Source organism: Kineosporia succinea (assembly GCF_030811555.1).
In the GTDB taxonomy this organism is placed as follows: domain Bacteria; phylum Actinomycetota; class Actinomycetes; order Actinomycetales; family Kineosporiaceae; genus Kineosporia; species Kineosporia succinea.
In genome coordinates this window covers 1,825,351-1,839,142 of sequence record NZ_JAUSQZ010000001.1, presented here as the reverse complement: position 1 = coordinate 1,839,142, position 13,792 = coordinate 1,825,351, and the positions used below count along the sequence as shown (strand labels likewise).

Below are 13,792 nucleotides of genomic sequence, written 5' to 3'. Positions count from 1 at the left end.
TTGCCGGAGAATCAGGAAGGGCAGCCAAACGGTTGCCTTTCCGGATAGGCAGCTATTAGGCTGCCTGTCGTAGGAGGAAAGCGATGGACGATGCGGTGTTCAAGGCCCTGGCCGACCCGACCCGGCGAGCACTGCTCGACCGGCTCGCGGCCGAGAACGGGCAGAGTCTCAAGCAATTGAGTGCTGGACTCGGCATGGCCCGGCAGTCGGTGAGCAAGCATCTGGCGGTGCTGGAGGCGGCCGGTCTGGTCACCACCCTGCGCCAGGGGCGGGAGCTGCTGCACCACCTGAACGCCGAGCCGATCAACGCCATCGCCGACCGGTGGATGTCCAAGTACGACCGGAGCCGGGCGCAGGCCCTGGCCGGTCTCAAAAGTGCACTGGAGGGCGGAAACATGAGCAGTTTCGTCTACACCACGTTCATCCGGTCCACGCCGGAGAAGGTCTGGCGCGCGATCACCGAGCCCGAGTTCACCAAACAGTACTGGGGGGTGGAGTTCCGCACCGACTGGAAGAAGGGCAGTGCCATCGTCTGGGACTTCGAGGGTGTCGTGATGGATGACCCCGATCAGCGGGTGGTGGAGTCCGAGCCGTTCGAGCGTCTTTCGTACACCTGGCACGGCCTCACGCCGGAGTTCGCCGACAAGGTGGGCTGGGACCAGGAGGTCCGCGCGAAGGTGGCGTCGGAACCCCGCACCACGGCCACGTTCACCCTCGAACCGCAGGAGAACGGCGTGGTCAAGCTGACTCTCGTGCACGGCGGTGAGCCCGGCAGCGCGATCGTCGAGATGGTCGAGCAGGGCTGGCCCTCGGTGCTCTCCGGTCTGAAAACCCTTCTCGAGACCGGTAAGACGCTCTAGACCTCGATCCGCGAACCCACGATGACGGTCTGGTCGCGGGGCAGGCGGAAGTAGTCCGCCGCATCCGCCGTGATTCCGGACGTGGCCACGAACAGGCGTTTTCGCCACATCGTCATGCCCGGCGCCTGGCCGACCTCGAGGTCGATGGTGGACAGGAAGTACGACGCGTCGCCGAGCGAGACCGGTAGCTCGGGGGCGGTGCCGCAGATCAGGGCCAGGGCGGCGGGCACGTCCGGTTCGTCCATGTAGCCGAAATAGGCCGTGACATGGGTGATCCCGTCGTTGGCGTAGCCCAGCTCGTCGAGCACCATCCGCTCGGCGGGCGGCACGTACGGCACCGGGCGGGTCGCGATCGACACGATCACGGCATGCTCGTGCAGCACGTGGTTGTGCTCGACGTTGGCCCGCATCGCCAGCGGGGTGGTCTCCTTGCCGCGGTTCAGGAACACCGCGGTGCCCGGCACCCGCACCGGTTCCGGCTTCCGGGTGTGCAGGCTGTCCACGAAGTCCCGCAGCGAACCCTCCTCGGACTCGCGGCGTTCGGTGACCAGGGCGCGTCCTCGCTGCCAGGTCGTCATCACGGTGAAGACGGTGACGCCGATCAGCAGCGGCAGCCAGGCGCCGTGCACCAGCTTGGTCATGTTGGCCGACAGGAACAGCACGTCGAGGGTCAGGAAGACCCCGGCCAGGCTGAAAGTCAGCCAGCGGGAAACCTTCCAGCGGTGCTGGGCCACGTAGAAGAACAGGGTGGTCGTGATGGTGATCGTGCCGGTCACGGCCATGCCGAAGGCGTACGCCAGCTTGTGCGAACTCTGGAAGGCGAAGACCAGCGTGAGCACCGAGACCATGAGCGCCCAGTTGATCCAGGGCACGTAGATCTGGCCGATCGACTGGGCGCTCGTGTAGAGGATGCGCAGGCGCGGCAGGTAGCCCAGCTGGATCGCCTGGTGGGTCACCGAGAACGCGCCGGTGATGACGGCCTGCGAGGCGATCACGGTGGCGGCGGTGGCCAGCAGTACCAGGGGCAGGCGGCCCCAGTCGGGCACCAGCAGGAAGAACGGGCTGCTCAGGTTGGCCGGGTCGTGCAGCACCAGCGCGCCCTGGCCCAGGTAGCTGAGCAGGCAGGCGGGGAAGACGAGGAACAGCCAGGCCCGGGTGATCGCGGCGCGGCCGAAGTGGCCGAGGTCGGCGTAGAGGGCCTCGGCGCCGGTGATCGCCAGCACCACGGCGGCCAGCGAGAAGAACGCGATGCCGAAGTGCCCGAACAGGAAGCTGATCGCGTACGTGGGCGACAGGGCCTTGAGCACCTCGGGGTTGCGGGCGATCCCGCTGATGCCGGCCGCCCCGATGGTGGTGAACCAGATGATCATCACCGGGCCGAAGAGCCGCCCGACCCTGGCGGTGCCGAACTTCTGGGCGGTGAACAGCCCGACGATGATGACCGCAGTGATCGGCACGGTCCAGCTCGCGAACGACGGGCGCACCACTTCCAGGCCCTCGACCGCCGACAGCACCGAGATGGCCGGGGTGATCATGCTGTCGCCGAAGAACAGCGAGGCGCCGAAGATGCCCAGCGCGGCCAGCAGGGCCTTGGTGCGGCGGGTGCCCGGCACCGCCCGGCGCTTGATCAGGGTGATGAGCGACAGGATGCCGCCCTCGCCGTCGTTGTCGGCGCGCAGCACGAAGAGCACGTACTCCAGCGTGACGATCAGGGTCACCGACCAGATCATCAGCGAGATGACGCCGTAGACGTTCTCGACCGAGACCGGCACCGGGTGCGGGTCCTCCGGGTTGAACACGGTCTGGATCGTGTAGATCGGGCTGGTGCCGATGTCCCCGAAGACCACGCCGAGCGCGCCGACGGTCAGCGCGAGCCGCGCCAGCGAGGGGTTGCGAGTGGCCTGGTCAGGGTTCTGCACGCCGCGAGCCTGAGGCCGGGTCCGTGACGGCGCAACATTTTGACAGGATCTTGACACGTGTCCGGACGGTCACCGAGGGTGCACCGGGGGCTCGCTCACGGGGCAGTTGTACGGCTGGGGCTCGGGCTCCAGGATGTCGTCGCGGATCTGGGTCCAGGCGATCGCCGAAGCCAGGATCACCAGGACGGCGCAACCGACGACGGCGGTGTGGAAGCCGTCGGCCAGCGGCCCGGCGCGGTTGAAATCGTCGCCGGAAAGGCCCATCACGAGCGGCAGAACGGCCACCGAGAGCAGTCCGGCGGTGCGGGCGACGGCGTTGTTCACGCCCGAGGCGACGCCGGCGTGCCGGTCCTCGGCGGCGCCCAGCACGGCCGCGGTGAGCGGGGCGACGGTCAGGGTCAGGCCGCACCCGAAGACCAGGATCGCGGGCAGGGCGGTGGTGAGATAGCCGGTGCCGACGTCGATCCGGAGCATGAGCAGGAGCCCGGCGCTCATCACCAGCGGGCCGATCGTCATCGGGCGGCGGGGGCCGATACGGGCGGCGAGGGCACCGGTGCGCGACGACAGGGTGAGCATGAGCAGGGTCAGCGGCAGCGTGGCCGCTCCGGCCTGCAGGGGACTCAGCCCGACCACGGTCTGGAGCACCACCGCGAGCAGGAAGAAGGTGCCGGAGATGGCGGCGTAGAGGGCCAGGGTGACCAGGTTGGCGGCGGTGAACTGGCGGTTGGCGAAGATGTCGAGCGGCACCAGCGGGTGGTTGCTGCGGCGTTCGACGAGCACGAAGGCGGCGAGTCCGGTCAGGCCCACGGCACCCGCGACGAGACTGGGCAGGCCGCCCGCGGCGATCAGGGCGTAGGTCACGCCGCCGAGACCGATCGCCCCGCTCACCGAACCCGCCAGGTCCAGGCTCTTGGCGGCCCCCGGGTCGAGGGACTCCGGCACGTGCCGCAGGGCCAGCACGATCACGAAGACCGTGAGCGGCAGGTTGATGAGAAAGATCAGGCGCCACGACTGCTCGAGCAGGGCCCCGCCCAGCAGCGGCCCGGCGGCCGCGGACACCCCGCCCAGACCCGACCAGGCGCCGATCGCCCGCGCCCGGTCGGCCGGATGGAACGACGACGAGATCATCGCCAGGCTGCCCGGGGTCAGCAGCGCCCCACCGATGCCCTGCAGGGCCCGGGCCAGCACCAGCACCTCCAGGTTCGGGGCCAGGCCGCACAACAGCGAGGCGATGCCGAACCAGCCCACGCCGATCACGAACACCCGGCGCCGGCCGAACCGGTCGCCGAGCGAACCACCGAGCAGGATCAGGGCCGCCAGGGTGAGCGCGTACCCGTTGACGGTCCACTGCAGCCCGGCCACGTCGGCGTCCAGGTCCCGCCCGATCGTCGGCAGCGCCACGTTGACCACCGTGGCGTCGAGGCTCACGACCGCGCTGCCGAGGACGGCGGCGGTCAGGACCCAGCGGCCCTGTGGGGTGGCCAGACGCAACGGTTCTTTGACAGGCATGTCACTGAGACTGCCCGAAATCGTCACGGACCGTCGAGGTTTAGGTTGTCCGGCATGGACTACGTCAAGCTCGGTTCCACCGGTCTGGAGGTCTCGCGCCTGGCGCTGGGCTGCATGAGCTACGGGGAGCCCGCCCGCGGCACCCACCCCTGGACCCTCGACGAGGAGAGCAGCCGGCCCTTCCTGAAGGCCGCGCTGGAGGCGGGGATCACCTTCTTCGACACCGCCAACATGTACTCGGACGGCACCAGCGAGGAAATCGTCGGCCGGGCGCTGGCCGAGCTCGCGCGCCGCGACGAGGTGGTCATCGCCACCAAGGTCTTCTACCCGATGAGCGACCGGCCGAACGGCCGTGGCCTGTCCCGCAAGGCGATCCTGGCCGAGATCGACAACAGCCTGCGCCGTCTGGGCACCGACTACGTCGACCTCTACCAGATTCACCGGTGGGACTACGAGACGCCGATCGAGGAGACGATGGAGGCGCTGCACGACGTGGTGAAGGCCGGGAAGGCCCGCTACATCGGCGCTTCCTCGATGCACGCCTGGCAGTTCGCCCAGGCGCAGTACACCGCCGACCTGGGTGGGTGGACGCGGTTCACCAGCATGCAGCCGCACTACAACCTGCTCTACCGGGAGGAGGAGCGGGAGATGCTGCCGTTCTGCGCCGACCAGGGCGTCGGGGTGATCCCGTGGAGCCCGATGGCCCGCGGACGCCTGACCCGCGACTGGGACGCGGCCAGCCCGCGGCAGGAGACCGACGCCGTCGGCCAGACGCTCTACCTCGACAGCGACCGGCAGATCGTCGAGGCGGTGGCCCGGGTGGCGGACGCGCGGGGCGTCTCCCGCGCGCAGGTGGCCCTCGCCTGGGTGGCCCGCAACCCGGTGGTGACCGCTCCGATCATCGGCGCCACGAAGGCCCACCACCTGACCGACGCGCTCGCCGCGCTGGACCTGCGGCTGACCGACGACGAGGTGGAGCAGCTCGAATCGCCGTACACCCCGAGGGCCGTGGCCGGGCACGCATAGCATCCCTTCACCGAGGTCGTCCGGAAGGAAGCGGCCGGAATCCCCCGGCTCGCCTACATTCGGTGAGGAACCACGACGCAGCTGTCGCCCCGATCGCTGTTAGTCACAAGTTGGTCTCGGTGTGTTGCCCAGGTTGTCCGGATCATGACGGGAGATTCCTTGCCCGTTTACCATCCGGTCAGCCATCCGCCGCTCCGTCACCCCGGTTGTCGTCCAACGAACGTGTCACTGTGTTCAGCGTTCAACTACGCGGGGGCAAAAGTGCCTGAGGAGGCAAGAAACTCGTGAAGAAGGTCATGCGCGGAGTCGGCGCGAGTGTGGCGGTGGGCGCAATCGTGGCCCTGGCCGCCTGCGCGCCGCCGAGTGACGACGACAGCAGCTCCACCGGTGCGGACGGCGTCAGCGCCTCCTCCGCCACCTCCGCCGAGGAGTTCGGGGGGATGGACGCCCTGGTCGAGGCGGCCAAGAAGGAGGGCGAGCTCAACGTCATCGCCCTGCCCGACGACTGGGCCAACTACGGCGAGCTCAAGTCGGCCTTCACTGCGAAGTACGGCGTCAAGATCAACTCGGCGAAGCCCGACGCGGCCAGTCAGGACGAGATCAACGCGGTCAAGACCGAGAAGGGCCGCAGCTCGGCCCCGGACGTGCTGGACATGGGCGGCGCCGTCACGCTGGCCAACACCGCGCTGTACGCGCCCTACAAGGTCGCGACCTGGGAAGACATCCCGGACAGCCAGAAGGAGCAGACCGGCCTCTGGGTCAACGACTACGGCGGCTACATGTCGATCGGCTACGACTCGTCGAAGTTCAACGGCGTCTCGGCGCTGAAGGACCTGCTCGGCTCGGACTTCAAGAACTCGGTCGCCCTCAACGGTGACCCGACGCAGGCCGGTGCCGCGTTCGCCGGTGTCGCGATGGCGTCGCTGGGCAACGGCGGCTCGGCCGACGACATCAGCAAGGGTGTCGACTTCTTCACCGAGCTCAAGAAGGCCGGCAACTTCGTCCCCGTGCAGGCCTCCCCGGCGACCATCAAGACCGGCGAGACCCCGGTCGTCTTCGACTGGGACTACCTGAACGCCGCGCAGACCTCCGAGAACAAGAACTGGAAGGTCGTGGTGCCCGAGGGCGTCGTCCTGGGCAGCTACTACAACCAGGCCATCAGCAAGGACGCCCCGCACCCGGCGGCCGCCCGCCTGTGGCAGGAGTTCCTGTTCTCCGACGAGGGCCAGAACCTGTGGCTCAAGGGTGGCGCCCGTCCGGTGCGCATGGAGGCCATGACCACGGCCGGCACCATCGACGCGGACCTCGCGGCGAAGCTGCCCGAGGTCAGTGGCGAAGCGGTGTTCCTGACCACGGATCAGACCGCGACCGCCACGAAGTTCCTGACCGAGAACTGGGCGAAGGCGATCGGCTGACGCCGTGACCTCCGTGTCCGTCGACGCTGACCCCGCCGGCCGGTCCCCCCGGGCCGGCCGGCGGGTGCCGCTCAGCTGGATCGGCGTGGTGCCCTTCCTGGCCTACGTCGGTCTCTTCCTGCTCCTGCCCACCGCCCTGGTGGTGATTCAGGCGTTCGGCACCCCGGAGGGGCAGCCGACCCTCGCCAACGTCCGCGCGCTGGGCGAGAGCTACGTGCTCACCGCGTTCTGGCGCAGCATCCAGCTCTCGTTCGCCACCGCCGCGATCGGCGCGGTGCTCGGCGCCGTGCTGGCCTACATCGTGGTGCAGGGCCCGGCCGACGGCATCGTGCGCCGCACGGTGACCGCTGCCGCCGGTGTGCTCGCCCAGTTCGGCGGCGTGACCCTCGCGATGGCCTTCATGGTGAGCGTCGGCAACCAGGGTGTCGTCACCCTGCTGCTGCGCGACGTCGGGGTGAACGCCTCCGGCGGGTGGCTCTACGAGCTGTCCGGCCTGATGGTCGTCTACCTGTACTTCCAGGTGCCGCTGATGGTCCTGGTCTTCCTGCCCGCGCTCGACGGCGTGAAACCGCAGTGGCGCGAGGCCACCGAGAGCCTCGGCGGAAGCGGCTGGGCCTACTGGCGGCACGTCGCCTTCCCGCTGCTCACCCCGCCGTTCCTGGGGGCGTTCCTGCTGCTGTTCGCCAACGCGTTCGCCGCCTACGCCACCGCCGCGGCGCTGATCAGCCAGGGCGGCATCATCATCCCGCTGCAGATCCGCGCGGCGATGACCAGTGAGACGGTGCTCGGCCAGGAGAACGTGGCCAAGGCCCTCGCCCTCGGCATGGTGGTCGTGGTGGCCGTGGCGATGGCGCTCTACTCGTGGATGCAGCGAAGGAGCTCGAAATGGCTGCAGTGACGAGTGAACTCACGAAGACCCCGGAGCGTCGGGAGCAGCGTCCCGGTGGCCTGCGGGCCCGTTCGGCCCGCCGGGCGCGTCTGCTGCGCTCGCTGCTGCTGATCCCGTTCGGCCTGTTCTTCGCGGTACCCCTGCTGGCCCTGCTCGAGTTCAGCACCCGGGCCGGTGATCTCTACGGCGCCCGCACGCTGGACTACTGGAAGGCGATCGGTGACAACCCCGACCTGCTCAAGGCCCTGCGCGACTCGCTGCTGCTGGCCCTGATCACCTCGGTGGTGGCGCTGGCCCTGCTGGTGCCGACCATGGTCTGGGTGCGGCTGCGGCTGCCGAAGATGCAGCGTCTGGTGGAGTTCCTCTGCCTGCTGCCGCTGACCATCCCGGCGCTGGTGCTGGTGGTCGGCCTCGGCCCGATCTACCTGTGGATCGCGTACTTCACCCCGTCCGCCTACGACTCCTCGCCGCTGGTGCTGGCTTTCGCCTACGTCGTGCTGGTCATGCCCTTCATGTACCGGTCGCTCGACGCCGGTCTGCAGGCCATCGACGTGCGCACGCTGAGCGAGGCGGCCCGCAGCCTGGGGGCGAGCTGGTTCACCGTGATGGTGCGGGTGATCCTGCCCAACGTCATCTCCGCGGTGCTCAACGCCTCGCTGCTGTCGGTCGCGCTGGTGCTCGGCGAGTTCACCGTCGCCTCGCTGCTCAACTACAACAACCTGCAGGTGGCGATCAACCTGCAGGCCCAGGCCAGCGTCGGGGTCTCCGTCGCCCTGGCCGCGGCCTGCCTGATGTTCGTTTTCGTGCTGCTGTTCGCGCTGTCGTTCATCGGCCGGCGCCGCCCGGCGCGCGTCGGTGCTCCGGCTGCTGAGGAGAAGTGAAGTGACCGAAACCGTTGCCCCGCCCCAGGAGACCGCCCGGGCGGGCGTCGAGGTCCGGCTCGAGGGGCTGCGCCGCCAGTACGGCTCCGTGACCGCCCTCGACGGCCTCGACCTCACCATGAACCCGGGCGAGTTCATCGCCCTGCTCGGCCCCTCCGGCTGCGGGAAGACCACCGCACTGCGGCTTCTCGCCGGCCTCGAGGACGCCGACGGCGGACGCGTGGTGGTCGGTGGCAAGGACGTCACCGGTCTGCCCACCAACAAGCGCGACATGGGCATGGTGTTCCAGGCCTACTCGCTCTTCCCGCACATGACCGCGCGCCAGAACGTGGCCTTCGGGCTGCGGCTGCGCAAGGTCGGCGAGACCGAGCGCAACCGCCGCGCGGGCGAGATGCTCGAGCTGGTCGGGCTCTCCGCCCAGGCCGACCGGTACGCGCACCAGATGTCCGGCGGCCAGCAGCAGCGCGTCGCCCTGGCCCGTGCCCTGGCGATCCGCCCGACCGTGCTGCTGCTCGACGAGCCGCTGTCCGCCCTCGACGCGAAGGTGCGCGCGAACCTGCGCGACGAGATCCGGCGCGTGCAGCTCGAGGTCGGCATCACCACGCTGTTCGTCACCCACGACCAGGAGGAGGCGCTCGCCGTCGCCGACCGGGTCGGCGTGATGAACGCGGGCCGGCTGGAGCAGCTGGCGGCACCGACCGAGGTCTACAGCCGCCCGGCGACGCCGTTCGTGGCCGAGTTCGTGGGCCTGTCCAACCGGCTGCCGGCGACCGTGAACGGTTCCGGTGTGGACATTCTCGGGGCATCGCTGCCGGCCATCCCGGGCTCGGTGAGCGGCGCCGGGGTGGCGCTGGTGCGTCCCGAGGCGGTGGACCTGCTGCCGGTGACCGACGGCTCGGCCGGTCCGCTGATCGGGTCGGTCGTGGCCACGTCGTTCCTCGGTGCGGTCAGCCGGATCACCGTCGACCTGGGGCCGCACGGAACGGTTCTCGCCCAGCTACCGACCTCGCAGGCCAGTGGTTTCGGGGCGGGCAGCACGGCCCGGGTGGCCTTCCGGCCCGACCCGGTGCTGGTCGTCGCGGGTTGACGGTGGACGTGGTGGCACCTCGGGCGGTCCGGGTCGCCCGAGGTGCCGTCCTTGCGTTCGAGAACCGTCAGAGGTAGGCCTCGACGGCCAGATGCACCGCCAGGCCGAGTCCGGCCAGGGCGATGAGCACCCGCAGCGGCCCGGCCGGGGCGTGGCGCACGACGAGCGGGCCGATGCGCCCGCCGACCAGGAAGCCCACGGCCAGCGGCAGGCAGTAGAGCCAGTTCACCGGGCCGAAGATCGCGAAATACAGGGCGGCGACGGCGTTCGCGCCGGTCAGCACCGCGGTGCGCACGGCGCTGGCCCGCGGCAGGCTGAGGCTGGTCAGGCCGAGAACCAGGGCCAGGATCATCACCCCGGCGGCGGCCCCGAAGTAGCCTCCGTAGACCCCGACCGCGAAAGAGCCCACCAGCAGCGCCTTCGGCGTCCCGACCGGGGGTGGGTCGGCGGCGACGTCGGCGGCCGTGTGCGGGATCTCGTCGGCCGGGAGCTCCTGGGTACGCCGGCGGAACAGCACGGCCAGGGCCGCCCCGCCGATCAGGACCGGCACCACCTTCTCGAACGAGTCCGAGGGAGTCAGCAGGAGCAGCACGCTGCCCACGACGCCGCCGGGAACGGCCCACAGCAACAGCTTTCGCACCAGCGTGCCCTGCCCGCGCAGCTCCGGCCGGGAGCCGGCCAGGGTGCCGGCGCCGGACGCGATCAGGGCCACCGTGTTGGTGACGTTGGCGCTGATCGGGGAGATGCCGGTGGCCAGCAGCGCGGGGTAGCTGACCAGGGAGGCCAGCCCGGCGATGCTGCCGGACAGCCCGCCGCCGATCCCGGCGAGCAGGAGCAGGGCGAAGGTCATCTCGTGAGCACCGACACCCGGTCCGGGTCGCGCAGATCGGTTCCGGCGTCCAGCCAGAGCTGCCGCAGATGGGCCGCGCCGCGGGCCCGGGCCAGGGCGGCCTCGTCGGCGGTCATCGGCAGCACGGGGTGGAAGCGCACGGGCTCCATCGGGTCGGGCAGTTCGAGATCGGGCACCAGCCCGGCCTCCTCGCCCAGCAGCACGGCGCTGAGCCGGGCGCCGGGCCACAGGGGCTGCCCCAGGTCGATCGTGGCCCCGGCGGTCAGCACCAGGCCCTCGACCTGCGGGGTGGCGGCGAGAACGGCGAGCGTGCGCAGCACCTCGTCACGCCCGGGGCGCAGGCTCAGCACCAGTTCGGCGCGGGGGCCGAGCACCGGGTCGACCACGCTGGCGGTCGGTGGGTGCATCGGCGCCTCGCTCACGCCGACCGTGGCGTAGCGCACCAGCCCGGACGCGTCCGGCCCGAAGCGGATCACGGTCAGCGCGGTGGTGCCGAGGAAGGTGACGGACGCGGCGGCCTGGGGACCGGGGAACGTCGCCGTCAGCCGGGCACGGACGAGATCGGTGACGACGGGCACGGGCGCATTCCATCATGAGCCTCCGGCGTCCCGGCCGAGGGGCGGGCGTGCGTGCCACCATGCTGGGATGCACGCGGACGAGGAACTCCTGCGCCGGGCCCGTTCGTTGCTGGCGGGGGAGCTGGAGCCGGTCCGGCCCCGGGCGGCGGCCACGGTGGCGCTGCTGCGGGACGGGGCCGAGGGGATCGAGGTCTACCTGCTGCGGCGGGTGCCGAAGATGGCGTTCGCGGCCGGCATGTACGTGTTTCCCGGCGGTTCGGTCGACGCGGCGGACGCGGTGCCCGGGGACGCGTGGACGGGCCCCTCCGGGGACGTGTGGGCGGGGAGGCTGGGCACCGACGTGACCACCGCGTCCACCCTGGTGAGGGCCGCCGTGCGCGAGACCTTCGAGGAGACCGGGGTTCTGCTCGCCTCGGGCGACGGCTCGCCCACCGAGCCGGAACGCGCGGACCTGGAGGCCGGGCGTCTCTCGCTGGCGGCCCTGTTCGCCCGGCACCGGCTCACCCTGCGGGCCGACCTGCTCGCGCCGCTGCAGCACTGGATCACCCCGGAGCTGGAGCCGCGTCGTTACGACACCTGGTTCTTCGCCGCCGCGCTGCCGCCGGGCGCGCAGCCGCGCGAGGTGGGCACCGAGGCCGACCGGCGGGTCTGGATCACCCCGGCCCGGGCCCTCGAGAGCGACCTGACGCTGATGGCACCCACCCGGGCCGCGCTGACCGATCTGGCCGGGCACGCCACGGTGGCGTCGGTGCTCGCCGCCGACCGGGAGATCACCACGGTGCTGCCGCGGTTCGAGATCGTGGACGGGCGCGTGGTGCTGATCCGGCCCTGAGAATCTGACAACGCGCAGGGCCCGGTCGCCGACGGTGTGTCGGTGACCGGGCCCGGCGGCGTCTGCTATTTGCTCGGGTAGGACTTGCGGAACTTCGGCGGGCGGTTCTCGAAGTTGCCCCGCTGGCGCTGGGGAGCCGCGCCGTCGGTCTTGGTCAGCTGGATCAGCTTGCCCGAGATCCGGGTCTGGGTGAGCGCCTCGACGGTCTCCCGCGACAGGTTCGCGGGCAGCTCGACCAGCGTGTGGTCGGCCTGGATGTCGATGTGGCCGAAGTCGGACCGGCCCAGACCACCCTCGTTGGCGATCGCACCGACGATGGCGCCGGGCTGGACCCGGTGCCGGCGGCCGACCGCGATCCGGTAGGTGGCCAGGGGCACGTCACCACGGGGGCGACGCGGGCCGGCGACCCGGGGAGCCGCACCCCGGGCCCCTCGGGCGCCGGCGGGCTCCCGGGCGGGCCGGCGGGCCGACGGCGGCGGGTCGGGCGGCAGCAGGAACGACTTGCCGTCCTGGGCGATCACGGCCAGGGCCGCAGCCACGTCGGCGGCGGGCACGTCGTGCTCGGCGATGAACTCCTCGATCAGGCCGCGGAAGACGGCCGCCTCGGGGCTCTCCAGGTTCGCCTTGATCGAGTCGGTGAACTTGCCCACGCGGGTCGAGTTCACGTCGTCGGCGCTCGGGAGCGGCATCTCCTCGATCGTCGAGCGGGTGGCCCGCTCGATCGAGCCGAGCAGACGCTTCTCGCGCGGCGTGACGAACAGCAGCGCCTCGCCCGAGCGCCCGGCCCGGCCGGTGCGGCCGATGCGGTGCACGTACGACTCGCTGTCGTGCGGGATGTCGTAGTTGACGACGTGGGTGATCCGGTCGACGTCGAGACCGCGGGCGGCCACGTCGGTGGCCACCAGGATGTCGAGCTGACCGGACTTGAGCTGGCCGATCGTGCGCTCACGCTGCTGCTGGGCCAGGTCGCCGTTGATGGCGGCGGCGGAGAAGCCGCGCGAGCGCAGGCGCTCGGCGAGTTCCTCGGTGGCCTGCTTGGTGCGCACGAAGATGATCATGGCTTCGAAGGACTCGACCTCGAGCACCCGGGTGAGGGCGTCCAGCTTCTGCTGGTGGCCCACGAAGATGTAGCGCTGCCGGGTGTTGGTCGAGGTCACCGTGCGGTTCGCCACCGTGATCTCGGCGGCGTCGGTGAGGTACCGCTTGGAGATGCGGCGGATCTGCGGCGGCATCGTGGCGGAGAACAGGGCGACCTGCTTCTCCTCCGGCGTGGTCGCCAGGATCGTCTCGACGTCTTCCTGGAAGCCCATCTGGAGCATCTCGTCGGCCTCGTCCAGCACCAGGTACTTCAGCTGGGACAGGTCGAGCGTGCGCTTCTCCAGGTGGTCGATCACCCGCCCGGGCGTACCGACGACGATGTGCGCGCCGCGCTTGAGGCCGGCGAGCTGGACGCCGTAGCTCTGGCCGCCGTAGATCGGCAGCACGTTGAGCCCGGGGATGTGGTGGGAGTACCGGCCGAAGGCCTCGGCCACCTGCAGCGCCAGTTCGCGCGTGGGGGCCAGGACGAGCGCCTGCGGGGCGCGCTGCGTCAGGTCGATACGGCTGAGCACGGGCAGCGCGAAGGCAGCGGTCTTACCCGTGCCGGTCTGCGCGAGCCCGACCAGGTGGCGCCCCTCCATCAGCGGCGGGATCGCCGCGGCCTGGATGGGGGAGGGCATTTCGTAGCCGACTTCGCTGAGCGCGCGCAGCACCCGCTCGTCGATCCCGAGGTCGGCGAACGTGGGCAGGGCCTCGCCCGGCGCCTCGTCACGCACGGCCTCGGAGGTGGTTTCGGGGGAGTCCGCGGGGTCTTCCGGCGTGTCGCGGACGGCGGGATCGTTGTTCATCGCCCACCAATCTACGGAGGCCGGGGCCTTCGTGCACAACGCGGCCCCCGGGAGCCGACT

12 protein-coding genes are annotated in these 13,792 nt (G+C 70.7%); 7 read left to right on the top strand and 5 right to left on the bottom strand.

Annotated elements, in window-relative coordinates:
- Positions 1–83: 83 nt before the first annotated feature.
- Complete coding sequence (locus J2S57_RS08110; RefSeq protein WP_307240083.1) at positions 84–860, top strand: ArsR/SmtB family transcription factor; 777 nt, start codon at positions 84–86, stop codon at positions 858–860.
- Here the strand turns inward: J2S57_RS08110 and J2S57_RS08105 are convergent.
- Positions 857–2,779 (bottom strand): potassium transporter Kup, encoded by a 1,923-nt coding sequence (locus tag J2S57_RS08105; protein WP_307240081.1) that lies wholly within the window; start codon positions 2,777–2,779, stop codon positions 857–859. The genes J2S57_RS08110 and J2S57_RS08105 overlap by 4 nt on opposite strands.
- A 69-nt stretch (positions 2,780–2,848) precedes the next feature.
- Complete coding sequence (locus J2S57_RS08100; protein ID WP_307240079.1) at positions 2,849–4,288, bottom strand: MFS transporter; 1,440 nt, start codon at positions 4,286–4,288, stop codon at positions 2,849–2,851.
- A gap of 54 nt (positions 4,289–4,342) precedes the next feature.
- On the opposite strand from J2S57_RS08100, the gene J2S57_RS08095 reads away from it, so the two are divergent.
- The 5 genes from J2S57_RS08095 to J2S57_RS08075 all read left to right on the top strand — a co-directional run bounded on the left by J2S57_RS08095 (position 4,343) and on the right by J2S57_RS08075 (position 9,586).
- The gene (locus J2S57_RS08095; protein ID WP_307240077.1) at positions 4,343–5,314 is read left to right on the top strand and encodes an aldo/keto reductase; all 972 of its coding nucleotides are present in this window, start codon (positions 4,343–4,345) and stop codon (positions 5,312–5,314) included.
- A gap of 296 nt (positions 5,315–5,610) precedes the next feature.
- Entirely contained in the window at positions 5,611–6,729 is a 1,119-nt protein-coding gene (locus tag J2S57_RS08090; protein WP_370882596.1) for an ABC transporter substrate-binding protein, read from the top strand.
- 4 nt (positions 6,730–6,733) lie between these two features.
- The gene (locus J2S57_RS08085) at positions 6,734–7,627 is read left to right on the top strand and encodes an ABC transporter permease (protein ID WP_307240073.1); all 894 of its coding nucleotides are present in this window, start codon (positions 6,734–6,736) and stop codon (positions 7,625–7,627) included.
- The gene (locus J2S57_RS08080; RefSeq protein ID WP_307240071.1) at positions 7,615–8,499 is read left to right on the top strand and encodes an ABC transporter permease; all 885 of its coding nucleotides are present in this window, start codon (positions 7,615–7,617) and stop codon (positions 8,497–8,499) included. Before J2S57_RS08085 ends, J2S57_RS08080 begins: the two co-directional genes overlap by 13 nt.
- 1 nt (position 8,500) lies before the next feature.
- The gene (locus J2S57_RS08075; protein ID WP_307240068.1) at positions 8,501–9,586 is read left to right on the top strand and encodes an ABC transporter ATP-binding protein; all 1,086 of its coding nucleotides are present in this window, start codon (positions 8,501–8,503) and stop codon (positions 9,584–9,586) included.
- Between the two features lie 67 nt (positions 9,587–9,653).
- On the opposite strand, the gene J2S57_RS08070 is transcribed toward J2S57_RS08075, so the two are convergent.
- Together J2S57_RS08070 and J2S57_RS08065 are read right to left on the bottom strand one after the other, a co-directional pair.
- On the bottom strand, positions 9,654–10,436 hold the full coding sequence (locus tag J2S57_RS08070; RefSeq protein WP_307240066.1) for a sulfite exporter TauE/SafE family protein: 783 nt from the start codon (positions 10,434–10,436) through the stop codon (positions 9,654–9,656).
- On the bottom strand, positions 10,433–11,014 hold the full coding sequence (locus tag J2S57_RS08065; RefSeq protein WP_307240064.1) for a suppressor of fused domain protein: 582 nt from the start codon (positions 11,012–11,014) through the stop codon (positions 10,433–10,435). The genes J2S57_RS08070 and J2S57_RS08065 overlap by 4 nt, the downstream gene beginning before the upstream one ends.
- A gap of 67 nt (positions 11,015–11,081) precedes the next feature.
- Here J2S57_RS08065 and J2S57_RS08060 point away from each other — a divergent pair, with 67 nt between their 5' ends.
- The gene (locus tag J2S57_RS08060; protein WP_307240062.1) at positions 11,082–11,846 is read left to right on the top strand and encodes an NUDIX hydrolase; all 765 of its coding nucleotides are present in this window, start codon (positions 11,082–11,084) and stop codon (positions 11,844–11,846) included.
- Positions 11,847–11,911: 65 nt separating this feature from the next.
- On the opposite strand, the gene J2S57_RS08055 is transcribed toward J2S57_RS08060, so the two are convergent.
- Positions 11,912–13,732, bottom strand: a complete 1,821-nt coding sequence (locus J2S57_RS08055) for a DEAD/DEAH box helicase (protein ID WP_307240060.1) — start codon at positions 13,730–13,732, stop codon at positions 11,912–11,914.
- Between the last annotated feature and the right edge of the window lie 60 nt (positions 13,733–13,792).